This is a genomic window from Janthinobacterium sp. 13, from assembly GCF_002749695.1.
Taxonomy (GTDB): domain Bacteria; phylum Pseudomonadota; class Gammaproteobacteria; order Burkholderiales; family Burkholderiaceae_D; genus Janthinobacterium; species Janthinobacterium kumbetense.
In genome coordinates, this window is record NZ_PEEQ01000001.1 from 2,232,475 (window position 1) to 2,258,172 (window position 25,698).

At 64.3% G+C, this 25,698-nt stretch carries 19 protein-coding genes and 1 riboswitch; of the genes, 5 read left to right on the forward strand and 14 right to left on the reverse strand.

Translation table 11 applies throughout. From position 1 onward, the window contains the following. Nucleotides 1–5: 5 nt before the first annotated feature. The 12 genes from CLU94_RS09775 to CLU94_RS09830 all read right to left on the reverse strand — a co-directional run bounded on the left by CLU94_RS09775 (nt 6) and on the right by CLU94_RS09830 (nt 11,486). A complete protein-coding gene (locus tag CLU94_RS09775; RefSeq protein WP_143451388.1) occupies nt 6–860 on the reverse strand; it encodes a hypothetical protein in 855 nt (284 codons plus the stop codon). A gap of 199 nt (nt 861–1,059) precedes the next feature. Beyond that, nucleotides 1,060–2,166, reverse strand: coding sequence for an S-(hydroxymethyl)glutathione dehydrogenase/class III alcohol dehydrogenase (locus CLU94_RS09780; protein ID WP_034749160.1), 1,107 nt, complete (start codon nt 2,164–2,166; stop codon nt 1,060–1,062). Nucleotides 2,167–2,292: 126 nt separating this feature from the next. After that, complete coding sequence (locus CLU94_RS09785) at nt 2,293–2,925, reverse strand: ANTAR domain-containing response regulator (RefSeq protein ID WP_034749164.1); 633 nt, start codon at nt 2,923–2,925, stop codon at nt 2,293–2,295. Nucleotides 2,926–2,992: 67 nt separating this feature from the next. Further along, on the reverse strand, nt 2,993–3,628 hold the full coding sequence (gene thiE, locus CLU94_RS09790) for a thiamine phosphate synthase (RefSeq protein ID WP_099668243.1): 636 nt from the start codon (nt 3,626–3,628) through the stop codon (nt 2,993–2,995). Nucleotides 3,629–3,638: 10 nt separating this feature from the next. After that, a complete protein-coding gene (thiD, locus tag CLU94_RS09795) occupies nt 3,639–4,403 on the reverse strand; it encodes a bifunctional hydroxymethylpyrimidine kinase/phosphomethylpyrimidine kinase (protein ID WP_099665498.1) in 765 nt (254 codons plus the stop codon). Further along, a complete protein-coding gene (locus CLU94_RS09800) occupies nt 4,403–5,197 on the reverse strand; it encodes a thiazole synthase (RefSeq protein ID WP_099665499.1) in 795 nt (264 codons plus the stop codon). The genes thiD and CLU94_RS09800 overlap by 1 nt, the downstream gene beginning before the upstream one ends. 25 nt (nt 5,198–5,222) lie before the next feature. Beyond that, nucleotides 5,223–5,426, reverse strand: a complete 204-nt coding sequence (thiS, locus tag CLU94_RS09805; protein WP_099668244.1) for a sulfur carrier protein ThiS — start codon at nt 5,424–5,426, stop codon at nt 5,223–5,225. 20 nt (nt 5,427–5,446) lie between these two features. Continuing rightward, on the reverse strand, nt 5,447–7,360 hold the full coding sequence (gene thiC, locus CLU94_RS09810) for a phosphomethylpyrimidine synthase ThiC (RefSeq protein ID WP_099665500.1): 1,914 nt from the start codon (nt 7,358–7,360) through the stop codon (nt 5,447–5,449). Nucleotides 7,361–7,439: 79 nt separating this feature from the next. Further along, nucleotides 7,440–7,555, reverse strand: a riboswitch (TPP riboswitch). 108 nt (nt 7,556–7,663) lie between these two features. Further along, nucleotides 7,664–7,918, reverse strand: coding sequence for a hypothetical protein (locus CLU94_RS09815; RefSeq protein ID WP_099665501.1), 255 nt, complete (start codon nt 7,916–7,918; stop codon nt 7,664–7,666). Nucleotides 7,919–7,956: 38 nt separating this feature from the next. Then, a complete protein-coding gene (locus CLU94_RS09820; protein ID WP_099665502.1) occupies nt 7,957–8,763 on the reverse strand; it encodes a response regulator in 807 nt (268 codons plus the stop codon). Between the two features lie 28 nt (nt 8,764–8,791). Next, nucleotides 8,792–10,696: a hybrid sensor histidine kinase/response regulator gene (locus CLU94_RS09825; RefSeq protein ID WP_257218745.1), complete on the reverse strand. Its 1,905-nt coding sequence runs from the start codon at nt 10,694–10,696 to the stop codon at nt 8,792–8,794. 49 nt (nt 10,697–10,745) lie between these two features. Then, nucleotides 10,746–11,486: a Crp/Fnr family transcriptional regulator gene (locus CLU94_RS09830; protein ID WP_099665503.1), complete on the reverse strand. Its 741-nt coding sequence runs from the start codon at nt 11,484–11,486 to the stop codon at nt 10,746–10,748. Between the two features lie 237 nt (nt 11,487–11,723). Here CLU94_RS09830 and CLU94_RS09835 point away from each other — a divergent pair, with 237 nt between their 5' ends. After that, the gene (locus CLU94_RS09835; protein ID WP_099665504.1) at nt 11,724–13,808 is read left to right on the forward strand and encodes a putative bifunctional diguanylate cyclase/phosphodiesterase; all 2,085 of its coding nucleotides are present in this window, start codon (nt 11,724–11,726) and stop codon (nt 13,806–13,808) included. Here CLU94_RS09835 and CLU94_RS09840 read toward each other — a convergent pair. Together CLU94_RS09840 and CLU94_RS09845 are read right to left on the reverse strand one after the other, a co-directional pair. Next, on the reverse strand, nt 13,805–14,884 hold the full coding sequence (locus CLU94_RS09840; protein WP_099665505.1) for a porin: 1,080 nt from the start codon (nt 14,882–14,884) through the stop codon (nt 13,805–13,807). The two genes, CLU94_RS09835 and CLU94_RS09840, sit on opposite strands and share 4 nt — an antisense overlap. 488 nt (nt 14,885–15,372) lie before the next feature. Next, nucleotides 15,373–19,188 (reverse strand): ankyrin repeat domain-containing protein, encoded by a 3,816-nt coding sequence (locus tag CLU94_RS09845; RefSeq protein ID WP_143451389.1) that lies wholly within the window; start codon nt 19,186–19,188, stop codon nt 15,373–15,375. Nucleotides 19,189–19,358: 170 nt separating this feature from the next. Here CLU94_RS09845 and CLU94_RS09850 point away from each other — a divergent pair, with 170 nt between their 5' ends. The 4 genes from CLU94_RS09850 (at nt 19,359) to CLU94_RS09865 (ending at nt 25,694) form a co-directional block, all read left to right on the forward strand. Beyond that, entirely contained in the window at nt 19,359–22,166 is a 2,808-nt protein-coding gene (locus tag CLU94_RS09850) for a valine--tRNA ligase (protein WP_099665507.1), read from the forward strand. Between the two features lie 115 nt (nt 22,167–22,281). Next, nucleotides 22,282–22,749 carry a DUF2147 domain-containing protein gene (locus tag CLU94_RS09855; RefSeq protein WP_099665508.1) on the forward strand — a complete coding sequence of 156 codons (468 nt, stop codon included), beginning with the start codon at nt 22,282–22,284 and terminating at the stop codon, nt 22,747–22,749. 274 nt (nt 22,750–23,023) lie between these two features. Beyond that, the gene (locus CLU94_RS09860) at nt 23,024–24,541 is read left to right on the forward strand and encodes an ice-binding family protein (RefSeq protein WP_099665509.1); all 1,518 of its coding nucleotides are present in this window, start codon (nt 23,024–23,026) and stop codon (nt 24,539–24,541) included. Between the two features lie 13 nt (nt 24,542–24,554). Further along, entirely contained in the window at nt 24,555–25,694 is a 1,140-nt protein-coding gene (locus CLU94_RS09865) for an OmpA family protein (RefSeq protein WP_099668246.1), read from the forward strand. Nucleotides 25,695–25,698: the final 4 nt, after the last annotated feature.

Here is a 25,698-nt window from a genome sequence, read left to right on the forward strand (position 1 = left end):
ATCCTTCAGCGCACCAGCTTGGCCTTGCCCTCGCTGAGCGCCTGGGCGATCACCTGGCGCGTGGTCTTGTCCGCGATCTTGACGACTTTTTCCTGCTGGCGGCCCAGGTCGCCCATTTGCTTGCCCAGCGCTTCCATCGGCTTGCCGCGCTGCTCCATCTGGCGCGACATCTGCTCCATTTTCTCGGCCTCCCGCTCGTGTACGTCGGCGATGCGGTCGTTGATCTCTTCCATTTTGTCCTGCGCATCTTCCATCTGCTGCTGCAGGCCTTCCACGTCGCGCTCGGCCGCGCGACGCGCCGTGTCGCTCGTCGCCAGCGCCTGGCGGCGCGAGGCGTCGCCGAGCTTGCGGCCCAGCTCCTGCTGCTGGCGGCCCAGCAAGCGCAGCTGTTCCGATTCGCGCGCGCTACCCTTTTCCAGGCTGCGGGCGCCCATCTTGCGGCCCATTTCACCCATGGCCTTGCCATGCGCGCCCATTTGATCGCCAAGCGCGCTCATCTCCTTGCCCAGCTGTTTCGAGGGTTCCCATGCCGTGCGCACCTTGCCCAGCAAGGCCGCATCCTGCAGCACATAGGCCTGCCCCTGGTCGCGGAACCACAGGAACGGCCCCTTGATCGAGCGCTTGAGTTTTTCCACCTGCTCCGAGTGAATATCGCTGTCGATGACGATGACGCCCTCGCTATCCCTGGTGCCATCGACCAGCGCATAGCTTTCGCCCTTGTCGAGCGAACGGCTGACCTGCACGCTGGGCGCGGCCGGCGGGGCCGGGGGCGCGGGCGGTTGCGGCGGCTGCACGGCCAGCGCGCTGCCGCCAAGCAGGATACCGGCCAGGCTGAGGATCAAACGATGGGAAGTGGTCATGGCTGCCTCGTCGCAAAAGTGGTGGAGCGTTGACTGTAGCGGCAAGCGGACCTGGCCTCCAGCGCCGTGCGACAGGCTGCAAAAAGGCCTGCCTGGATGGCAAGCACGGACGATGGATGGCATCCGGACAAAAAAAACGGAGGCCGCAGCCTCCGCAAAAACGCCGTGGTACGGCGTATTTCAATTAAATTTCAATTAATTAATACAGCACGACGGAGCGGATCGATTCACCGCTCTTCATCAAGTCGAAACCTTGATTGATATCATCGAGCTTCAGCCTGTGTGTGATCAAATCATCGATATTGAGCTTGCCTTCCATGTACCAGTCGACGATCTTCGGCACGTCCGTGCGGCCGCGCGCGCCGCCGAAGGCGGAACCTTTCCACACGCGCCCCGTCACCAGCTGGAACGGACGCGTGGAAATTTCCTGGCCGGCCGCCGCCACGCCGATGATGATGGACTGGCCCCAGCCCTTGTGGCAGCACTCGAGCGACTGGCGCATGGTGGTGGTGTTGCCGATGCATTCGAACGAATAGTCGGCGCCGCCGTCCGTCAGCTGCACGATGGTATCGACAACGTTTTCCACCTCGTTGGCGTTGACGAAATGCGTCATGCCGAACTTGCGCGCGATGGCCTGGCGCGCCGGGTTGATGTCCACGCCGATAATTTTGTCGGCGCCGACCATCTTGGCCGCCTGGATCACGTTCAAGCCGATGCCGCCCAGGCCGAACACGACCACGTTGGCGCCCGCCTCGACCTTGGCCGTGAACAGCACGGCGCCCACGCCCGTCGTCACGCCGCAGCCGATGTAGCAGACTTTATCGAAAGGCGCGTCTTCGCGGATCTTCGCCAGGGCGATTTCCGGCACGACGATGTAGTTCGAGAAGGTGGACGTGCCCATGTAGTGGAAGATGGGCTTGCCGTCGATGGAAAAGCGCGACGTCGCGTCCGGCATCAGGCCGCGGCCCTGGGTCGAGCGGATCGACTGGCACAGGTTGGTCTTTTGCGACAGGCAGAATTTGCACTGGCGGCATTCCGGCGTGTACAGGGGGATGACGTGGTCATCCTTCTTCAGGCTTTTCACGCCAGGACCCACGTCGACGACGATGCCCGCGCCTTCATGGCCGAGGATGGATGGGAAGATGCCTTCCGGATCGGCGCCCGACAGGGTGTAGTAATCGGTGTGGCAAATGCCGGTGGCCTTGATCTCGACCAGTACCTCGCCCTCGCGCGGGCCGGCCAGGTCGACTTCCTCGATGGTCAAAGGCGCGCCCGCCTTCCATGCAATCGCTGCTTTGGTTTTCATGTGTGTCCTGTGTATGGTTGAACCAGGCGCGCCAGCGCGCCGTATCGTCACATCATAACAAGGCAGGCGCCGACGTGCCACGCCGGCGCCGGTGCAACGCTTACTTGAAACACTTACTTGAAACTCTTACTTGGTTTTCGCCCGGTTCAAAAACGCGCCGTGCAAGCCGTTCAGGGTTTCCTCGGCCAGCAGCAGCTGGCTGGCGATTTCATTGATCTTGCGGCGGCTGGAGCGGGCGTGGTCGCGCAGCACTTCGAACGCCGTGTTGCGGTCCGTCTGGAACTTGCCCATCAGCAAACCGACGGCCAGGCTCGTTTCGCGGCCGGCGGCCAGGGCCGCATTCAGGTTCAGCTCGGTGCGGCGCAGCTGGCGGATTTCATCGGCGCGCGCCAGGCCCGCTTCGAACGCCGGCATCAAGCGGCCTTCGTCGACGGGTTTGACGACATAGCCGACGGCGCCGTAGGCGGCCGCCTGCTTGCCCGATTCGCTGTCGCCGCTGCCGGACAGGAACATGAATGGCACGGCCGTTTCGCCGTGCAGGCGCTTGGCCAGTTCCAGGCCGGACATACCCGGCATGTGGATGTCGAGCAAGGCCAGGTCAGGCTCGCGCTGGGCGATCAGCTGCAGCGCCACTTCGGCCGAATGGGCCAGGGCCGTCTCGTAGCCGGCATGGCGCAGGACTTCGCCAAGGAATTCCAACAGGAGCTGGTCATCGTCAACGATCAGGATAAGGCGTTTCGCGGCGGCTGGCTGACTCATGGGTAAAGGGACCTCGGTAATGAATGATGCCCTTATTATATGCCGATTATTCGCCAAATCCGCCCCCTCACGCCTCCCCGGCCTGCGCAAACAGCAGATTGAATTGCTGCACTGCAATATCCACATCGTCCGCCTGATATCCCTTGCCAAATACGCTGCTGATCGCCGCCACCATGTCGGCCCCGCGCGCGACCAGCGGCGCCGCGTTCTCCGGCGTCATGCCGCCGATCACCACGCAGGGCAAGGCGATTTCGCGTTTCGCCTGCAGCACGATATCCAGGGGCGTCGTCACCGGATACTTTTTCACCAGCGATGGATAAAAGCCGCCGAAGGCCACGTAGCTGGCGCCGCCCTCTGCTGCCGTGCGCGCCAGGGCCATGTCGCCATAGCAGGAAGCGCCGACGATCTTGCCGCTCCCCAGGCGCGCGCGTACCTGCGCCACGGACGCATCCGTGCCGCCCACGTGCACGCCGTCCGCGTCCAGCTCTTCGCACAGCTCGAGAAAATCGTTGACGATGAAAGGCACGCCATACTTGCGGGCCAGGGCCAGCAAGGCGCCCGCCTGTTCGCGCCGCTGGTCCGCGTCGGCGCTCTTGTGGCGGTATTGCAGCAGGGCCACGCCGCCGTGCAAAGCCTGCTCCGTGATATCGAGCAGGCGGTCGGTGTCATCCCAGTTCGGGGTGACCAGATACAGTCCACGCATGATGTTTTCCTTATTCAATGAATCGTTGCGGCATGAGTTGACCTGGCGCAATCGCATACGCGCCGGCCAAGGCCGCATGGCAATAGCTTTGCGCGCCATCAAGCGCTTCGGGCAATGCCTGGCCCAGCGCCAGGCGCGCCGCGATGGCGGACGCCAACGTGCAGCCGCTGCCGTGGAATTCGCCGGGCAGGCGCGGCCAGCGCCACTCGCGCGCGCGCCCGTCACCGTCCAGCCAGCGGTTGACGATCTCCTCGCCGTCGCCATGGCCGCCCGTCACCAGCACGTGTCCACAGCCTTGCGCGCGCAAGTTGTCTGCGCCGCCGAGGGCCAGCGCTTCCGGCCCGTTCGGTACGATGACGGTCGTCACGGGCAGCAAGGGCGCCAGCGCCAGCACGGCGTCGTCCCGGCTGAGCACGTCGCCATGGCCGCTGGCCAGCACGGGATCGAGCACGACGGGCAAGCTTGGGCGGGACAACCGCAATTGGGCGATCAGTTGCGCGATGACGGCCGCATTCGCCGCGCTGCCGGGGATGCCGATTTTCACGGCATCGATGGCGACCTTGGCGATCAGCGCCTGCGCCTGTCGGCGCAGCAATTCCGGCGCCACAGGCTCGACAGCAAACACGCGGTCGTTGTCCTGCACCGTCAGCGCCGTGATGACGGGCAAGGCATGCGCGCCCTGCGCCGCAATCGCTAGAATATCGGCGGCGATGCCGGCGCCGCCCGACGGGTCGGCGCCGGCAAACACGAGCACGGTGCGACGTTGCAGCGCCATCACGCCAGCCGGCCCGCCATCGGCGACGAAGGCGAGGCGGCGAACTTGCGCGGCATGCGCCCCGCCAAAAACGCTTCGCGCCCGGCCCGCACAGCCAGCTTCATCGCATGCGCCATGCGCACGGGGTCGCGCGCGCCGGCAATCGCTGTATTCATCAGCACGCCATCGCAACCGAGTTCCATGGCGATGGCCGCGTCCGACGCCGTGCCCACGCCCGCATCGACGAGCACGGGCACTTTCGCCTGGTCTATGATCAAGGACAAGTTCCACGGATTCAAGATGCCCATGCCCGAGCCGATCAGTGACGCCAGCGGCATGACGGCCACGCAGCCGATGTCTTCCAGAATCTTCGCCTGGATGGGGTCGTCGCTGCAGTAGACCATCACGTCGAAGCCATCCTTGACCAGCGCTTCGGCCGCGACCAGGGTTTCCGGCATGTGCGGAAACAGCGTCTTTTCATCGCCCAGCACTTCCAGTTTCACCAGATTGCGCCCGCCCAGGAGTTCGCGCGCCAGTTGCAGGGTGTACACGGCATCCTTGGCGTTGTAGCAGCCGGCCGTGTTCGGCAAAATCGTGTACTGGTCGGGCGGCACGAAATCGAGCAGGCTGGGCGCGTTCGGATCTTGCCCGATATTCACCCTGCGGATCGCCACCGTGATGATCTGCGCCTCGGCCGCGTCCGTTGCCTCGCGCGTCTGCGGCAAATCCTTGTACTTGCCGCTGCCCACCAGCAGGCGCGATCGATACTGTTTTCCCGCGATGGTCAGCAGGTCGTTGTTTGTTGCGGTATTCATGTGCGTTTCCTTGTCTATTCTCAACTTAACCGCCGCCAATCGCGCGTACGATTTCCACCTGGTCTTGAATTTCCAGGACCCGGTCGTGCCACGCCTTGCGCGGCACGACGCTGCGGTTGACGGCCAGCGCCAGCGCCTGGTTTTCCAGCGACAACGCGGCGATCAATTGGTCCAGGGTTTGCCCCGGCGGCACCTGGTGCGGCGCGCCGTTGAGCGTGATGTCGATCAATGCAGTCATCACGCCCTCCTTCAGACCTTGCGGTACAGCTCGGCGCCGTTCTTGATGAATTCGATGGCTTTCACCTCCATCCCCTGCTGCAGCGCCTTGTCTTCCGCGATGCCCATGCCGGCCGCGTATTCGCGCACTTCCTGCGTGATCTTCATCGAGCAGAAATGCGGGCCGCACATGGAGCAGAAATGCGCCACCTTGGCCGAATCCTTGGGCAAGGTTTCATCGTGGAATTCGCGCGCCTTGTCCGGGTCCAGGCCGATGTTGAACTGGTCGTCCCAGCGGAATTCGAAACGGGCTTTCGACAGCGCGTTGTCGCGGATTTGCGCGCCCGGATGGCCTTTCGCCAGGTCGGCCGCGTGCGCGGCGATCTTGTACGTGATGATGCCGTCCTTGACGTCCGCCTTGTTCGGCAAGCCCAGGTGTTCCTTCGGCGTCACGTAACACAGCATGGCCGTGCCATACCAGCCGATCATGGCCGCGCCGATGCCCGAGGTGATGTGGTCGTAGCCGGGCGCGATATCCGTCGTCAGCGGCCCCAAGGTGTAGAACGGCGCCTCGCCGCACTGTTCCAGCTGCAAGTCCATGTTTTCCTTGATCAATTGCATGGGCACGTGGCCCGGACCTTCGATCATCACTTGCACGTCGTGCTTCCAGGCAACTTGCGTCAGCTCGCCCAGGGTTTTCAGTTCGCCCAGCTGCGCTTCGTCGTTGGCGTCGTAGATGGAGCCGGGGCGCAAGCCGTCACCCAGCGAGAACGACACGTCATACGCCTTCATGATTTCGCAAATTTCTTCGAAATGCGTGTAGAGGAACGATTCCTGGTGGTGCGCCAGACACCATTTCGCCATGATGGAGCCGCCGCGCGAAACGATGCCCGTCAGGCGCTTGGCTGTCATCGGCACATAGCGCAGCAGCACGCCCGCGTGGATGGTGAAATAATCGACGCCCTGCTCGGCCTGCTCGATCAGGGTGTCGCGGAAGATTTCCCACGTCAGATCTTCCGCCTTGCCATTGACCTTTTCCAGCGCCTGGTAGATGGGCACGGTGCCGATGGGCACGGGGCTGTTGCGCACGATCCATTCGCGCGTCTCGTGGATGTGCTTGCCGGTCGACAAGTCCATCACGTTATCGCCGCCCCAGCGGATGGCCCAGGTCATCTTTTCCACTTCCTCGCCGATGGAAGAGGTTACGGCGGAATTGCCGATATTCGCATTGATTTTCACCAGGAAATTGCGGCCGATAATCATCGGCTCCACTTCCGGGTGATTGATATTGGCGGGGATGATGGCGCGGCCGCGGGCGATTTCCTCGCGCACGAATTCCGGCGTGATTTCGACCGGGATGCTGGCGCCGAAGGACTGGCCCGGATGCTGGCGGCCCATCAGGTCGGCCAGGCGCTCGCCCATGGGGCCGGAAGCCTTGAGCTCGCGCAAATACTCCTGGCGGCGCATGTTTTCGCGGATGGCGACGAATTCCATTTCCGGCGTGATGATGCCTTGGCGCGCGTAATGCATCTGCGTCACGTTCTTGCCGGCGATGGCGCGGCGCGGCTTGCGGTGCAAATTGAAACGCAGCTCGGCCAGCTTCGGGTCCGCCAGGCGGGCGATGCCGTAGTCGGAAGTGGGACCGGGCAATTCTTCCGTGTCGGCACGCTCCATGATCCATGGCAGGCGCGGCGTATCGAGGCCGGAGCGGATGTCGATGTTCACGTCCGGGTCCGTGTACGGGCCGGATGTGTCGTAGACGTAGATCGGCGGATTCTTTTCGCCGCCGAACGACGCTTCCGTGTCGGACTGGCTGATCTCGCGCATGGGCACGCGGATGTCGGGACGGCTGCCTTGCACGTAAATCTTGCGCGAATTGGGCAGCGGCGCGATGGCGGCTTCGTCGACCGTGGCGGTGGCGGAGAGGAATTTCGGGTTGGCGTTCATTTTGGCTCCTTGGCTAGACTATTTTTAAGCCTGGAGCCAGCTAAGGAGGTTCGGAATTGCGCACGCGGAAAAGCGGGGTGCAGTCATCCTAAAGCTTCCCTTCGCTGGCATTATCCAGATCAGGTTCGGAGGGTATTTCTCACCCGCGCTTGCACCGTGTTTCCACAGCGAAAGGCAGGACCCCTAGCGTTTGCCGCCTTGCGGCAGCGAGCCAATTATACGCGGTTCGCGCCGCGTGGCCAGATGATTTCTTGCAGGTGTCGTCTTTGCGCATCTGCTGCATTGCAACAGACGGCAGCGCGCTTATTTCTTCTTGCCCCAGCGCCAGCTGGTCGGTTCGCCCTTCAGCTGGCAGATGAAAATGAGCACGGCAACGATGGCCACTTCATAGACGATGTAGCCGACCAGCATGGTTTGCGGGGGGAACAGGAAGGCGCCGCAGGCGAACAGCGCCAGCGCGACCAGGAACACCAGCCAGCCCTGCCAGGTGATGGGCAAGCCCCAGCCCCAGCCATAGGTCTTGGCGGGGAACCAGTAGGAGGGAGATTTGTCGGTCATGATTTTTCCTGGTCTGTATCGATGGCGCCCAGTATAAATCAGGCACTGCGATGGCGCTCCGTGACATCGAGGCCGATGCCGCGGTAGCCGATGAAGCGGCTGCCCGTGTCGAACATCGGTTCGCCGCTCACCTGCAGGTATTGCGTGCTGCCGTCGAGGTTGGCGCGGCTGTAGATAAAGTCGAGAAACGGTTCCCTTGCGGCAATCTTGGCGTCGAGCAAGGCGCGTTCGGCCGCGTTCCAGCGCTGCGGCTCTTCCTCGCTGCCGATACCCAGCATTTCAGCCACGGGGCCGGAAAAGCGCGTCAAGTTGCCCTGCGCATCCTGCTCCCAGTACCAGTCGGACGACAGTTCCGTGAAGCGCTGGAAGCGCGCTTCGCTTTCGCGCAACTCCGCCGTGCGCACTTCCACCATCTGTTCCAGCGACTTGTTGTATTCGGCCAGCTTCTGGTACAGCAATCGCACTTCCAGCATGTTGTGGATGCGCGTCTTGACTTCCACCAGGTCGAAGGGCTTGCTGACGAAATCCTTGGCGCCCGCCTGCAGCGCGCGCAGCTTGTGGCCCGGCTGGGCCGTGATCACCAGCACGGGCAGATAGCTGCCCGCCTCGAGGTCGCGCAAGCCTTCCATGACTTCAAAACCATCCATTTCCGGCATCTGCAAGTCGAGCAGGATCAGGTCGTAGCGGTGCTGCTGGTGCAGCGCGCGCACGGCTTGCGGGTCCATGGTGGAGGTGATGCGCGTATAGCCGGCATTGCGCAGCACCTGTTCCAGCAGCATGACGTTGGCCTCCTGGTCATCGACGATGAGGATGCTGGCGTTCAGGATCTCGGTGGCTTGAAGCATGGCGGTATTCCTAAAAATAGATGCTGAATTAGCGTACTGCATGAGTGTCGTCGGCCAGGCCGTGCGCGGCCGCATGGTGCAGGGCCACGTCGAGCGCATCCATGAATTCGACGACCTTGATCGGCTTGGTCAGGTAGCGGAAGAAGCCCGCTTCCAGGCCCTTTTCGATGTCGCGCGGCACGGCGTTGGCCGACAGGGCCATCACGGGAATATGTTTCGTGAGCGGATCGTCGTGCAGGATATGCAGGGCGCCATAGCCGCTGATGCCGGGCAGGTTGATATCCATCAAGATCACGTCCGGCTGATACGTGCGCGCCAGGTCGATGCCCAGGTGCGCATCGATGGCCGTGAGCAGCTTCAAGTCGCTGCGGCGGGCGATCAATTGCTCCACCAGCGCCAGGTTGGCGGGATTGTCTTCCACGTACAGCAAGGTGCGCTGGCTTTCCTGCGCCTCCTGCGCCTGCGGCAGCGCGTCGCCGTCGCCCAGCATCAGTGCCGGCGCGCTGCTGGCGGCCAGCTCGAACCAGAAGGTGGTGCCCACGCCGACCGTGCTGTCGACGCCGATGGTGCCGCCCATCAATTCAATCAGCTGCTTGGTGACGACGAGGCCGATGCCCGTGCCCTCTTCCGTGCTGTTTTCCTGTCCCAGGCGGTTGAAAGGCTGGAACAACTGCGCCACCTGCCCCGCATCGAGGCCGGCGCCGCTGTCGCGCACGCTGACGCGCACCTTGGCGCCGCGCTGGCTGCAGTCGACGGTGACGGAACCGCCGCCCTGGTTGTATTTGATGGCGTTCGACAACAGGTTGATCATCACCTGTTTTACGCGCGTGCGGTCCGCATGCACGAAGTAGGCTTCGCCGCAGCGGGGGAAATGCAGGCTGATGCCTCGTTTTTCCGCCTGCGGCGCGATCATCGCCTGGCAATCCTGCAGCACGTCGAGCAGGGACATCGCTTCCTGCGACAACGTCACCTTGCCCGATTCGATCATGGCCAGGTCGAGGATTTCATTGATCAAGCGCAAGAGATACCAGCCGCCCTTGAGGATCTGTTCGATCGAGCGCTGCTGCGGCACGGTGGGCGGCGGCACGTCGGACGCCATCAGCTGCGCAAAGCCCAGCACGGCATTCAGCGGCGTGCGCAATTCGTGGCTCATGCTCGACAGGAATTCGGACTTGGCGCGGTTGGCCTTTTCCGCCACCAGGCGCGCCTTCTTCAGTTCGGCATTGTTGGTCTCGACGAGCGAGCGCGTGTACGCCTGCTGTTCGCGCAGGCGCTGGTCCAGCAGCGCCTGTTCCGCCTCGACCTGCTTGCGTGCCGTATTGTCGGTGCCGATCAGCAAGTAGCCGATGACCTTGCTCTGCGCATCGCGCAAGGCCGTCACGGAAACGATGGCGGGGAAGCGGCTGCCATCGTTGCGGATGTAGGTCAGTTCATAGATGTCTTCGATGCCGCGCGTGGCCTTGAAGACGAGCGCTTCCACGCCCGGCGTGATGACGGTGTCGAGTTCGGCGCTGAGGGCGGCCGCGCGCGCGACGATTTCTTGCGCATCGGAAATGCCGGCCGGCGTCAGCTTGTCGACCACGTCGCTCGCCGCATAACCGAGCATGCGTTCGGCGCCCACATTGAAAATCTGGATCACGCCCTGCGCATCGGTGGCGATGCACGAGAAATTGGCGCTGTTGAAGATCGCATCCTGCAAGGCACCCGCCTTGAGCAGTTGGCGCGGCAGGCTGGCCGCCACCGTGCGCCGGTACAGCGCCACGAGCAGCATCAGCAGCAAGAAGACCAGCGCGTCGATGACGCAAGCCGTCTCGAACGGCGCGCGCCAGGCCAGCACGCCGACGGCCAGCAGCGCGACGGCGCTGAAGGAAAACGCCAGCGCCATGGGCCAGCGCGACGGTGCGCGCGGGGGAATGTTTTCGACAGATTGCATGAGGTAGCCCGGGCTATGACAACGATAAGAATACGAGGCAGTGCGGTCTTCAGGAAGACTGGCGCTGGCGCACGTCCGACAGCAGGCGCGCAAATTCCTTTTTGACCACGCCATAGCATTCGCACACATGGCCTTCGAGGCCGGCGCGGTCCAGCACGGAAATATGGCCGCGCCGGTAGCTGATGAAGCCGCGCTGCTGCAGGCGCCCGGCCGCTTCCGTCACGCCTTCGCGGCGCACGCCCAGCATGTTGGCGATCAACTCCTGCGTCATCGTCAGCTCGCGGTTCGGCAAGCGGTCCATGGTCAGCAGCAGCCAGCGGCACAGCTGCTGCTCCACCGTATGGTGGCGGTTGCACACGGCCGTCTGCGACATTTGCGTGATCAGCGCCTGCGTATAGCGCAGCAGCAAGCGCATGACGGGCCCCGCGCGGTCGAACTCTTCCATCAGCAAATGGGCCTTCAGCCGGTAGCCGACGCCGCCCGTCTGCACGACGGCGCGGCTCGGTGTCGAGTTGCCGCCCATAAACAGCGACACGCCCACGACGCCTTCATTGCCGACACCGGCAATTTCCGACGAACCGCCATTTTCCAGCAGGTAATGAATGGAAACGATGGCCGTGGTGGGGAAATACACATGCTGCAGCTTGTCGCCCGAATCGTAGATCACGTCGCCGAGCAGCATCGACACTTGCTCCAGGTACGGGGCCAGGCGCGCGAAATCGGCGTCGAGCATGGCCGCAAGCAAATGGTTTTGATTCGGGTTGTGCAGCTGGGCATGCGGACTCGACATGGGCAGGTTTCCTGGTTTCCAGTCGTCAGCTAGGGGATCGATGAAAGGCGTCCGAACGAGGGCCGCCATGTGGTGCAGCGTAACACAGCGCTGGCACGGTGCCCCGACTATATTTCTTGCTGGCATGGCCGTCCGTTCGGTAGCGAACGGACGGTATTTCGCCGCCCGCCCTACAGTCAGTCACTGCCCGGCCTGCCTGATCATGGATCGGCACCGGCGCTGCCACGGGACGTCACCATGCAATCATTCTTCAAGCGCATCTCCATTTCCGTTTCCACTTCGGCCCTGCTCACCCTGGCGTTCGGACTGTGTTTGACGGCCCTGTGCTACGCCTCGGCGCGCCAGATCGAGTCGGAAAGCACCCGGCTGCTGCTGCAGTACCACGCCAGCGCGCATACCCTGGGCGCCGCCCTGCTGCCGGCCAAAGGCATGGGCCTGGACGCCAACCACCGCGGCTCGCTGTATGTGCTGCTGGGCGGTTTGCTGTCGAGCCTGCTGGCGGCCGCGTATGTGTATCAGCTGGTGTCGCGCAATTCCGTGATTGCCCGCATCACGGGCGAACGCACGGCGGCGCTGCAGTTTGCCAATTTGCGCCTGTCCGAAGACATCGCCGCGCGCATGCACAATGAAAAGTCGCTGCGGCTGCGCGAACGCATCATCGAAGTATCGGCCAATGCCATCATCCTGTGCAGCGCCGACGCGCCCGGCTACCTGATCGAATATGTCAACCCCGCCTTCGAACGCATCACCGGCTATGCGGCCGGCGAAGTCATCGGCCAGCGTCTGGAAGACTTGCAAGGTCCCGAGCAAGGGCGGCAAGACATGCACGCCATTACGGCGGCCCTGCGCGAACAGCGCGAAGGCAAGGCCATCGTGCGCAATTTCCGCAAGGATGGCAGCTGCTACTGGAGCGAGCTGTTCGTCGCTCCCGTGCGCGACGATGGCGATGGCCCCGTCAGCCACTTTGTCGTAGCGCAATACGACATCAGCACCGTCATGCGTTTCGAACAGGAACTGGAATTCCAGGCCAGGCACGATATCCTGACGGGCCTGGCCAACCGGGCCCTGCTGCGCGAAAGGCTGGAGCAGGCGATGGCCGTGACGCGGCGCAGCGGCCTGCCCCTGTGGGTGGTTTTCATCGACCTCGACCGTTTTAAATTCGTCAACGATACCCTGGGCCACGATGCGGGCGACCTGGTGCTGAAAAGCGTGGCCGAGCGCCTGCGCGACGCGACGCGCGAAGTCGACACGGTGGCGCGCCTGGGCGGCGACGAATTCGTGCTGCTGCTGCCCCAGCATGGCAATGGCGAACCGGGCGTGGCCATCCTGCAGCGCATCCAGGACGCCGTGACGCAACCGCTGCAACTGGGTGAATATGAATTTTTCCTCAGCTGCTGCATGGGCGTGGCCGTGTATCCCGACGATGGCGACGATGCCGACACGCTGATCAAGCACGCCGACATCGCCATGTACCGCGCGAAGGAACAGGGACGGGGCCACTGGCAATTCTATGCCGCGAGCATGAATACGGGCACCCTGGAACGGCTGGGACTGGAGAGCGAGTTGCGCCATGCCCTGGAGCGGGGGCAATTCCACCTCGAATACCAGCCCCAGCTGGACCTGGCCAGCGGCACGGTGGTGGGCATGGAAGCGCTGCTGCGCTGGACCCACCCGCAGCTGGGACGGATTCCGCCGGCCAGCTTCATCGGCCTGGCCGAGGAAATGGGCTTGATCACGCCCATCGGCGACTGGGTGCTGCGCACGGCATGCGCCCAGGCGCGCGCCTGGCAGCTGGCCGGCCATGGCCCGCTGCGCCTGGCCGTCAACCTGTCGGCGAGGCAATTCAAGCAAAAGAACCTGCTGCACGCGGTGGCGCAGGCGCTGGCGGACACGGGACTCGCCGCGGCCCATCTGGAACTGGAGTTAACGGAAAGCATGGTCATGCATGACGTGGAACAAGCCACGGTCATCATGGCCAAGCTGAAGGGACTGGGCGTGCAACTGTCCATCGATGACTTCGGCACCGGCTATTCCAGCCTGGCCTACCTGCGCCACTTCCCCATCGACGTATTGAAAATCGACAAAACCTTCGTCAGCGACATCACGCACAGTGACGATGACGCGGCCATCGTGCGCGCCATCATTTCACTGGCGCACAGCCTGCGCCTGAAAGTGATCGCCGAAGGCGTGGAAACGGCGCAGCAGCTGGACTTCCTGCGCCAGCACGACTGCGACCAGATGCAGGGCTATTTGTTCAGCCGCCCCCTGGCCGCCGCCGCTTTCGAGACATTGCTGCTCGAAGGCAACATGCTGCCCGCTTAAAACGCGTGGCGCAAGCCGATGTTGAAGGCGCGGTTGCCGCTGCCCACTTCCGTTGCATTGCCCACCATGTAGGCGGCGTCGTTGCGGTTGCGGATATGCGCGTAGGCAACATACACCTTGCTGCGCTTGGACAAGGCATACGTGGCGCCGATGGCCAGCTGCTGCGCGTCGCGGTTGGCCGCATCGCGGTCATCCTTGCGCACATACGAGGCCAGCAGTGTCGTCGCGCCGAGCGGCACGGAGACGCCGACGATGGCGTCGCGGCTGTCGGTGGACTGGGCCGGCGCCTGCGCTGCGCCGTACGGATTTTCCGCAAAGAACATGCTGCTGCCATCGCCCGTGTTGCGGCCATAGCCGGCAAACGCCGTGGCCACGCCAAAGTTGTAATTGCCGGCCAGAATGGTGTTATTCACGTCGGCCTTGCCCGGCTCGCCGGCACGGCTCTGGCGCGCCAGGCGCAAGGTCAGGGGGCCGTTGACATAACCCAATGCCAGGCCCAGCGAACGTTGATCTGCCGCAATCCCTGTGTGCTCGCCGGCACCATACATGACGGTGCCCGTCACGCCGCGCCATTCCGGCGAGGTGTAGCGCACGGTATTGTCGATGCGCGTGGCCGAATAGCCGGCCAGGTTGGTCGCCGCGCCGGCCAGGCCGCCCTCGAACGGATCGGCCACGTCGGTCAGCGCCTGGCTTTGCAGGTTGTACTGGCGGCCCACGGTCAGCATGCCCAGCGGGCTGTCGATGCCGACAAACGCCTGGCGGCCGAACAATTGCCCCGCCTGGTCGGAGCGGCCCGAGTCGCTCAGGACGCCCGCTTCCAAGGTGAACACGGCGTGCAAGCCATTGCCCAGGGATTCCGTGCCGCGCAAGCCCAGGCGCGAGCCGGCCGATACGCCGCTGGTGAGCTTGCTGACGCCGCCTTCCTGCACCAAGCCCGCATCCATCAAGCCATACATGGTGACTGACGACGGGGTGACTGATGACGGGCCGGCGGACGACTGGGCGTGGGCGGCAGGCAAGGCGCCCAGGGTGGCGATGGTCGAAACGAGGCCGACACTGATCGAGAGTTTTTTCATGCTGGTTTCCTTGTAAAGGCAAAACCGGGAAAGCGCGCGGCCATGGCGCGGCCACAGGCGTCAAGGCGCGCCGTAGTTACATGCCGTATCGAAAGACGACGGGCCAGATAACAACATTCCTGGCTAAGCTGTGGCGGCGCGGCCGATAGAGACGATGGCGCGCGGTATTCCGCCGTGAATGGTGCACCGCTGGCGGTGCGCGTGGCTCAGGCGCCCGGCCCGAAGGGGACGCGCTGAAGGTGGCTGGCATCGCGGATGCGCTGGCCTTGAGACGCGGGCGCGTGTTGGATATGAAACGTTGATACAACCGCGTCTGCAGGCGCCGTCCGCAAGGATGAGGCAGGAGGCGCCGAGGCCGGCATTATAGCATCGGCAGCGCCTTGATCCCCGTTCTGTTGCAGTAAAACGACTCGCCAGGCCGCCAAAACACGGGCTTACGGCCCCCTCCCGATGCCGGGACGGTCGCCCTGCCCAGGCGACGGCCGCGCTTACTTCACCTTGTCGTACGACAGCATTTGCCCGTCGCGATTCCAGGCCAGCTGGCCCTCCTCTATGCCGATGACGGCGTGGAAATCGCGCATGCCCGGGCGCGGCGGATACAGCGCAAAACGCAACAGGCCTTGCCGGGCCGGCAGCGCCACCGTGGCGATGCCCGCTTCCGGATGGGACAGCACCAGATGCCGTAGCGGCCCGCCAAACGGCACCTGCCACGGCTGCTTGCCGCTGACGCCTTTGGCAAACGCGGGCGCGTCGCCCAGCGCCGCCAGGCCGATATCGGCTACGGCCTCGTCGCGATACTCGACGATGATGCGGGCCGGGCCGGTGGTGGCGTCGCCCGGGCGCGGCGGCAACAACGCAAATGGCGCATCGGGCGATGCCCCATCGCCCTGCAGCAGCAACTCGCCGTCCAGCACCGACCAGCGCCCCTGCGCAGCTTGCTCATCGACGCCATACACCATCCCGTAGCTGAAACGCCCGTCGGCGCGCAGGACGATCTGCGACGCGACCTCGGTCTTGCGCCCCAGCGCATAGCGCCCCGGCAAACGCCGTTGCAGCGCCTGGTCGGCAGCCTTGTCCTTGTGTACGGGCGCGGCCGCAACCGCGGCCGGCGGCACCCGCCAGCCGCCGGCCGCCAGGATGGCCAGCATGTCGTCGCGCCCCGCGGTGCGCAGCGCGCTCCAGTCCTGCGGCGAGAGTTGCCGCAGGCCGCCGGCCAGGCGCGGCAGGCGCGCGGCAAAGCGCTGGCCCAGCCAGCCGGCCAGTATGCCCCCCGGCTCGTCGGCAAAGGCGGTGATCAGGCGCGGCGCCATGGCGTGCTCGCACTGTTGCGGCGCGGCGGCAAAACCCTGCTGGAGCAGCAAGTTCCAGTACGCGTCGGATGCGTTCATGACGATGTTGACCAGGTTCGACGTGTCCGGCAGGCACACCTTGTCCAGCAGCAGCGTCGAGCCGCGCGTGACGAGGGCCAGCATATCGGCGTCGAGGCTGGCGGCAGCCAGGTCCAGCGCGCCGCCCCATGCGTGCCCCGTGCTGTCATCGATCCGCGCGCCGCGCGCGATGAACAGGCGCACGGCCTCGGTCTCGCCGCTGACGATGGCTTGCTCCAGCGCACTCTTCTGATTGGCGCCGCGCCAGTTCGGGTCCAGCCCCAGGTCCAGCAGAGGCGGCAGCAGATCGGCGCGCCGCGCCCGCAGCGCCTGGCGCAGCACCGCCGCATCGCCCGGCGCGCGCCGCACGCCGTCGGCGCGCCGCAACATGCCGTGCTCCAGCAACAGCGGCGCCAGTGCGCGCTGCGGCGACGCCACGGCGAACAAGGCGGCGTTATTGCTCAACTGGCTGGCCGGCAAGCCGGCCGCCAGCATCAGGCGTACCCGCTCGACGCCGGCCGCATCGCGCACGGAACGCAGCGCCTCGTCCAGCGGCGACCACTTGAGGTCTGCTGGCGGCTGGCGCGCCGCGACGGCCACCAGCAGCTGGGTCAGCACGGTATTGTTTTCCGGCGTCGGCTTCAGTTTCAGCGCCATCCGCAAGACGGGGAATTCCCCGCCCAGCGGATCGGCGCCCAAGTCCAGCAGCAGCTTGACCATTGCCGCATCGCCATTTTCGACGGCCGCCAGCAAGGGGGGGCGATAGCCGTCGCTGACGACGGGCGCGCCCATCGCGGCCAGGCGGGCGACCCAGTCGGGCCGCTGGCTGCGCACGGCATGCCACAGCAGCGTCTCCGTTTCCAGGTGCAGCGTATCGAGCGTCGTCAGTTTTCTCATGTGCAACCCTTCGGCTGCGGGGCCGACTTGCGCCCACGGCATGCCGGGCATCACCAACTGGCGCAGCACGTCCTCGGACGCCGGCTGGTGCTGGTACATGGCGCGCATCGCGGCATCGAGCCAGCGGTCATTGCCTTTTGCATCATGCCGGGGCACGCGCTGCTTGAGCCAGTCCAGCGCGCCGGCGTTGCCCGCTTCGGCGGCGTAGGCGTACAGCGACTTGCCCTTGTCGTCGATCTCGGGCGTGGTGCCGGTGGCCAGCATTTTATCGAGCACTTCGGTGCCGCGCGTCAGGCCCAGCAAGCGGCTCCACAGCACGTCATCGGCCTGCGGCCGTTCGGCCGGCCGCGCCGCGCCGTCTTTCGTCTTCTGTGCCTGGCGCAGCTCTGCCATGCGCTGGTCGCCCACCAGATACGGCAGGCCGGAACCCGCGTCCAGCAAGGCGACCATGTTCGCCGTACGCTCATCCGCGTCGAGCAATTCCGGCAGAGTGTCCGCAGCTTCCTGCTGCAGCGCGTATTCCAGCGGCGCCAAGGTGTCGTTTCCGGCGCCATAGTGCCGGACGTCGGCGCCATGGGCCAGCAACAGCCGCACCATCGCGGCGTTGCCATACATGGCCGCCAGGTGCAGGGGCGCGACGCTCCTGCCCCCGGTGCCTTCATCGACCGGCACGCCGCGCTGCAACAGCAGCGTCATCATGCGCAGCCTGGCCGGCAGCAGCGCGGCGTGCCGCTCGCGTTGCGCCTCGCGGTGCGCCCGCCGCTGCATCTGTTGCAGCAACTCATCGTCCAGACGCGGTTGCGCCTTCTGCCACGCCTGTTCCGCTTCGACCAGGCTGTACGCGGGCAAGATCAAGACGTGCAGCAAGGTATTCTCGCCGCTCCGGTAGGCGCCCGGCGAAGCGACGCCGGCCAGCAGCTTGCCGAAAGCGGCTTCATCGCCCTCGCTGGCGGCGTCGAACAGCGCTCGCACCTCGGGCGTCGGCGGCAGCTTGTCGCGCGCCTCGCGCACATAATGGATCACCCGTTCCATGCCGTGCACGGTAAGCTGCGGCAGCGGCATGCCCACCTTCCACGCCCGCGCCAGCTGGTCCGCCTCGGCGTTTTGCGCCGCGTTCATCGCCTTTGCCCAGCCGGCCACGGCGGCGGCGGCCCCCGCTTCCCCGCCCGCCGCCGCCAGCTGGCTCAGCATGGAAGCGAGCACATAGTCCTGCGGCACGCCCCGATCCAGGCCGTACACCGTGGCCAGCTGCAGCTGGGCCTTGGCGTTGCCGCTTTCGGCCGCCTTGCGCAGCCAGCGGGCGGCCTCCTTTTCATCCAGGCCATCTGCCCCGTTGCAGCACAGCATGCCCAGCTGGTAGGCGGCGTCCATGTCGCCGCCCTCGGCGGCGCGGCGGTACCAGTCCTGCGGCGAGCGCCGTCCCGTCTGCGACGTCGCCGGCAGGGACGCGCCGCGCTTCCAGCGGCCGGCCAGGCGCACGGCCTCGTCGACCTGGTCCGGCGACATCGCGCGGCGGCGCGCCGGCAGATACGTCTCCAGCTCGGCCGCGCCCTTCCATTTCTTGTCTTGCAGCGCCAGCAGTCTGAGCGCATACGACACCACCTTGTCGGCCGGCACGCCTTCGCCCCGTTCATACATTTGCGCCAGTTGCGCCATCGGTTCGCCGGCGCCCTGCGATGCCAGACTGCGCAGCCAGGGCAGCGCGCGCGCCGGATTGCGCAGGCTGCCCGACCAGCTCGTATACAGGGAAACCAGTGCCTCCTGCGCAACGCGATCGCCGCCCTTGGCCGCCAGCAGATACCAGCGCCCGGCTTCGGCATCGCTGCGCGCCACGTCCGCACATCGCTCCTCGCCCAGGTAGATATCGCCGAGAACCTTTTGCGCCTTGATATTGCCGCCCAGTGCCGGTCCCCGCAATTGCGCCACGGCATCGATGCAACGCCCGCGCTGGAAAGCCGCCATCCCCTCAGGAACGCCGGCGCATGCTTCCCCGGCAGCCAACCCGGCGCCGAGCACGGCCAATTGCCACAATTTCTTCATGATCTTCTGGACTTTCAAATAATGTTGCAAAGATGATAGCTTAGAAAAAATACAATGAAGCAATATTGCTCAATCGTGCGCGGCTTTTCGGGTCATCCAGGGCCGCTATTTGCTGCGCATGCTTTATGCACCCCTTATAATGGTTCCTTTTGCCAATCACACGCCAAATCATGGAATTAGCCAAGTCTTTCGAGCCCGCCGACATTGAACAATTCTGGCGCACCGAGTGGGAACAGCGCGGTTACTTCACCGCCACCCTCGATGCCGGAAAACCTTCCTTCAGCATCCAGTTGCCGCCGCCGAACGTCACCGGCACCCTGCACATGGGCCATGCGTTCAACCAGACCATCATGGATGGCCTGACCCGCTACCACCGCATGCTGGGCCACAACACGGCCTGGATTCCCGGCACCGACCACGCGGGCATCGCCACGCAAATCGTCGTGCAACGCCAGCTGGACGCGCAAAAGATTTCGCGCCATGACCTGGGCCGCGAGAAATTCGTGGAAAAAGTGTGGGAATGGAAAGAAAAATCCGGTTCCATCATCACCGGCCAGATGCGCCGCCTGGGCGCGTCGGCCGACTGGCAGCGCGAATACTTCACGATGGATGAACCGCGCTCGAAAGTCGTCACCGACGTCTTCGTGCGCCTGTTCGAGCAAGGCTTGATCTACCGCGGCAAGCGCCTCGTCAACTGGGACCCCGTGCTGGGCACGGCTGTCTCGGACCTGGAAGTGGTGTCCGAGGAAGAAGACGGCTCCATGTGGTACATCAAGTACCCGCTGGCTGACGGCAGCGGTTTCTTGACGGTGGCCACGACCCGTCCTGAAACCATGCTGGGCGACGTGGCCGTGGCCATCGATCCGACGGACGAGCGCTACACGGCGCTGGTGGGCAAGATGCTGAAACTGCCGCTGACGGACCGCGAAATCCCCATCATCGCCGACGAATACGTCGACAAGGAATTCGGCACGGGCTGCGTGAAGATTACGCCTGCGCACGACATGAACGATTACGCCGTGGGCCAACGCCACAAGCTGGCGCAGATCGTCATCCTGACGCTGGACGCGAAGATCACGGACGATGCGCCCGAGGCCTACCGCGGCATGGACCGCTTCGCCGCGCGCAAGCAGATCGTCGCCGACCTCGATGCGCAAGGCTTGCTGGAACAGGTCAAGCCGCACAAGCTGATGGTGCCGCGCGGCGACCGCACGGGCGTCGTCATCGAGCCGATGCTGACGGACCAGTGGTTTGTCGCCATGAGCAAGCCGGCCCCGGAAGGTACTTTCTTCCCAGGCAAGTCGATCGCGGAAACGGCGCTGGACAAGGTTGCCAACGGCGAAATCAAGTTCGTGCCGGAAAACTGGAGCACCACCTACAACCAGTGGCTCAACAACATCCAGGACTGGTGCATCTCGCGCCAACTATGGTGGGGCCATCAAATCCCGGCGTGGTACGACGACGCCGGCAATATCTTTGTTGCGAAAACGCAAGCCGAAGCGGAAGCCAAGGCACTGGCCGCCGGCAGCACGGGTCCCTTGAAGCGCGACGACGACGTGCTCGACACGTGGTTCTCGTCGGCCCTGGTGCCGTTCTCGACCATGGGTTGGCCTGAAGAAACCCCGGACATGAAGGCCTTCCTGCCGTCGTCCGTGCTGGTGACGGGTTTCGACATCATCTTCTTCTGGGTCGCGCGCATGGTCATGATGACGGCACACTTCACGGGCAAGGTGCCGTTTGAAACCGTCTACGTGCACGGCCTCGTGCGCGATTCGACGGGGCAAAAGATGTCCAAGTCGAAGGGCAACACGCTGGACCCGATCGACTTGATCGACGGCATCGACCTGGAAGGCTTGATCGTCAAGCGCACCACGGGCCTGATGAACCCGCGCGACGCGGAAAAGATCACCAAGGCGACGCGCAAGGAATTCCCGGAAGGCATTTCGGCCTACGGCACGGACGCCGTGCGCTTCACCATGGCCAGCTATGCATCGCTGGGCCGCAACATCAATTTCGACCTGGGCCGCTGCGAAGGCTACCGCAACTTCTGCAACAAGATGTGGAACGCCACCCGTTTCGTCATGATGAACACGGAAGGCAAGGATTGCACGGCGAACGACGTTGATCTGTCGCAAGCGGACAAGTGGATTATTTCCCTGCTGCAAAAGGCCGAACTGGACGTGGCCAAGGGCTTCGAAGACTTCCGTTTCGACAATATCGCCGCATCGATCTACAAATTCGTGTGGGACGAGTATTGCGACTGGTACCTGGAAGTCGCCAAGGTGCAAGTACAGCAAGGTACGGAAGGCCAGCAGCGCGCCACCCGCCACACCCTGCTGCGCGTGCTGGAAGTGGTGCTGCGCCTGGCCCATCCGATCATCCCCTTCGTCACGGAAGCGTTGTGGCAAACGGTGGCGCCACTGGCCGGCAAGACGCTCAAGCCAGAGGGCGATTCGATCATGATGCAGCCGTATCCTATCGCCAACACCGACAAGATCGATGAATCGGCCGAAGCGTGGATGCAGCAGCTGAAAGCCTTGACGGACGCGACGCGCAACCTGCGCGGCGAAATGCAGATCTCGCCATCCGTGCGCGTGCCGCTGATCGTCGAGGCAGGCAATGCCAGCGAGAAAGAAGCGCTGGCGTCGTACGCACCGTACATCCAGTCGCTGGGCAAGCTGGCCGAAGTGCAGATCGTCGATGCACTGCCGGATTCGCCAGCGGCCGTCGCCATCGTCGGCACCACCAAGCTGATGCTGAAAGTGGAAATCGACGTGGCCGCCGAACGCGAGCGCCTGGGCAAGGAAATCGCCCGCATCGAAGCGGAAATTGCCAAGGTCAACAGCAAGTTGGGCAATGAAAGCTTCGTCGCGCGCGCCCCTGCCGCCATCGTTGCGCAAGAAAACGAGCGTTTGCTCAGTTTTTCGGCGACAATTGAAAAACTGCGCGAACAGTTTGCTAAACTAGCCAGCGCATAAGGCAAGTTTGGAAGGATTGCGCGGCGTCATCCGTGACGCCGCGCAGGATGGCTGGTCTTGCCTTGGTATATACACTGTTCGTGACCCGATCAAAAAAAACCATTGGAGACTAGCAATGCATAAAATTTTCAAAGCAAGCGTCACAGCAAGCATCATGATGGCCGCCCTGGCCATCGCCGGCAGCGCCGCCGCGCGCGACGGCAACTACACCCCTGTCGGCACGTGGAAAACCATCGACGACGCCAGCGGCAAGCCGAAATCCCTCGTCGTCATCACGGAAAGCAACGGCGTCTTGCAAGGCAAGATCGAAAAGCTGTTCCGCGGCCCAAATGAAGAGCAAAATCCCAAGTGCGACAAGTGCACGGGCGCCAACAAGGACCAGCCCATCATCGGCCTGGTGATCCTGTCCGGCCTGAAATATGACGGCAAGGAATGGACGGGCGGCGAAATCACGGACCCGGCCAGCGGCAAGGTCTACAAGAGCAAGGCCGAGCTGATCGAAGGCGGCACCAAGCTGCAAGTGCGCGGCTATGTCGGCGTGCCGATGTTTGGCCGCTCGCAAACATGGGTGCGCGAAGAGTAATCAACGCCCGCCCTGCCCTGATGAAGCCGGCCCTGAGCCGGCTTTTTTGCGTCCCCCTGCGGCAAACCTGTTGTTTTCCAGGCCAAATTCCTCCCATTCTGGCGTATTTCCACGTGCGGGCAAGCTATGCGCGCCACCGAACATACTTGAAGTTTCCTAAATGAAATAGTGCATGCCTGTGACGCCATCGCCCTGTAGCGAAAGGCGGCATGGCTCTGCCGGATGACCCCATCCGCGGATGCCCGGCAATGACTGCCATGCACAAAGGAACTATATGAATCTCTTCAAGCGATATCTGACCCCGCTGCTCGTCTCGGCAGGTTTGTTGGCCATGACCGCCCTCGCCGGTTGCGGCGGCGGTGACCAGGGACGCGATCCCATCCTCGGCTTGCCGGGCGCCACCCTGTCCAGCCTGGCAGTCACGCCCGCCACGGCCACCATCGCCATCGGCGCGGGCCAGCAATTCACGGCCATCGCCACGTACAGCGACGGCTCGGCGCAAGACGTCAGCGCCAAGGCGGCCTGGACGTCGGCCACGCCGGCCAATGCCACCGTCAATGGCGCCACGGGCTTGAGCACCGGCATTGCTGCCGGCACTTCGGCCATCGCTGCCGCATTTGGCGGCAAGAGCGCCAGCAGCATGTTGACCGTCACGCCAGCGACCTTGCTGGCTATTGCCGTCACGCCGCAAAACCCCATCATCCCCGTCGCCGCGACGCGCCAGCTGGCCGTCCTTGCCACGTATTCGGATGGCAGCACCGCCGACGTCACGGCCGGCAGCAGCTTCGTTGCCGCCACGCCCGCTTTCGCCAGCGTCGCCAGCAATGGCCTCGTCACCGGCGTTGCCTTTGGTAGCAGCGTCATGAATGCCAGCTTCAACGGCAAGATGGCCAGCACCACCGTCACCGTCCCTGCCGCCACCATCGTCAGCATCGCCGTCACGCCGGCCACCGCCAGCATCGCTGTCGGCGCCACGCAGCAATTCGTTGCCACGGCAACGTATTCGGACAGCTCGAACGCCATCATCACCGGCAGCGCCGCCTGGACCTCGGGCACCGTCGCCAATGCCACGGTATTGAACACGGGCGTCGCCACGGGCATCGCCGCCGGCACCAGCAACATCACGGCCACGGCCGGCGGCCAGTCGGGCAGCGCGCTGCTGACCGTCACCGCCGTCGCCATCCCGCCCGTCCTGAACCCGATCATCCTGGGCCGCGCGGCGCCATTCGGCGTGCTGGCCGGCACCTCGATCACGAACAATTCGGGCGGCACCACCCTGATCACGGGCGACGTCGGTGCGCCGTCGCAAACGGTCGACCCGACCCAGGCGGCAGGTTTTACCAACTACAAATCGGGCGCCATCCTGGCCGGCGCCATGACGGATTTGCAAGCGGCGATCACGGACGGCAATAGCCGCACTTGCGACGTCAGCTTTGCCGGCGGCATCGACCTTGGCGGCCAGACCTTCGGCCCCGGCGTGTATTGCTATGCGGGCGCCATCAGCATTACGGGTACCTTGACCCTGAACGGCCCCGGCGTGTACATCTTCCGCACGGCGCTGACCTTGAATTCGACCGTCAATTCAGTGGTTGCCCTGAACAATGGCGCCACGGCCGACAACGTCAGCTGGCTGCCCGTCGGCCCCACCACCCTGGCCGCGAACAGTGTCTTCAAGGGCAATATCCTGGGCCAGTCGGCCGCCATCACGGTGGGCGACAACACGACCCTGCTCAACGGCCGCGTGCTGACGGCTGCCGCCGTTACCCTGCGCAACAACCAGATCACCAAATAACCGGGACATGACCATGACTATCGCACACACACTGGGCGCCCTGAGCGTGATGGCCGGCGCCTTGCTGGCAGCGCAATCGGCGCAGGCGCAGGACAACACTTTCATCAACCCGGACTGGGCCAACAGCGCCTGGTACCTCGGCGCGGGCGTAGGCCAGTCGCGCGCCACCATCGACGAGCCGCGCCTGCGCGCCAGCCTGGCCGCCAACGGCGAAACCGTCACCGGTTTTGCCAAGGACCAGCGCGACACGGGCTATAAACTGTTTGTCGGCCGGCAACTGAACCAGTACTTCGCCGTGGAAGGCGGTTACTTTGACCTGGGCAAGTTCAATTTCCAGTCGACCACCAGCGGCAACGGCGTGCTGAACGGGCAAGCGGGCTTTCGCGGCGTGAACCTGGACTTGCTGGGCCAGCTGCCGCTGTCGCAGCGCCTGTCCCTGCTGGGCCGGGTCGGCATGCACTACACCAAGACGAGTACGGAGTTCAGCGGCAACCGCCTGCTGGGTTCGGCCAATACGCATGCCAGCGAGCGCAAGCTCAACGCCAAGCTGGGCCTGGGCCTGGAATACAAGTTCAGCGAAGCGCTGGCCCTGCGCGGCGAAGTCGAGCGTTATCGCTTGAACGACGCCGTGGGCAACCGCGGCAATGCGGACCTGTATTCCGTCAGCCTCGTGTATAAACTGGGCCGCCCGGCCAGCGCCACGCCCGCCTACCAGCCGGCCCCCGAAGTCGCCCCTGTCGTCGCGATGCCGGCGCCTGTCATCGTGGCCGCACCGGCGCCAACACCGGTAGCGGAAAAAGTGTCGTTTGCTTCGGAGGCATTGTTTGATTTCGATCAATCGACGCTCAAGCCGCAAGGCAAGGCGGCGCTGGACCAGTTGCTGGGCCAGTTGAATGGCATGGACCTGGAAGTCATCGTCACGGTGGGCCATACGGATGCCGTCGGTCCGGACGCCTACAACCAGAAACTGTCGCAGCGCCGCGCCGAAGCCGTCAAGGCTTACCTGGTGGCGCAAGGCGTGGAAACGAACCGCGTCTACACGGAAGGCAAGGGAGAAACGCAGCCCGTGGCCGACAACACGAGCGCCGCCGGGCGCGCCAAGAACCGCCGCGTGACGGTGGAAGTGGTGGGTACGAGAAAAGTTGTGCGCTAGATCA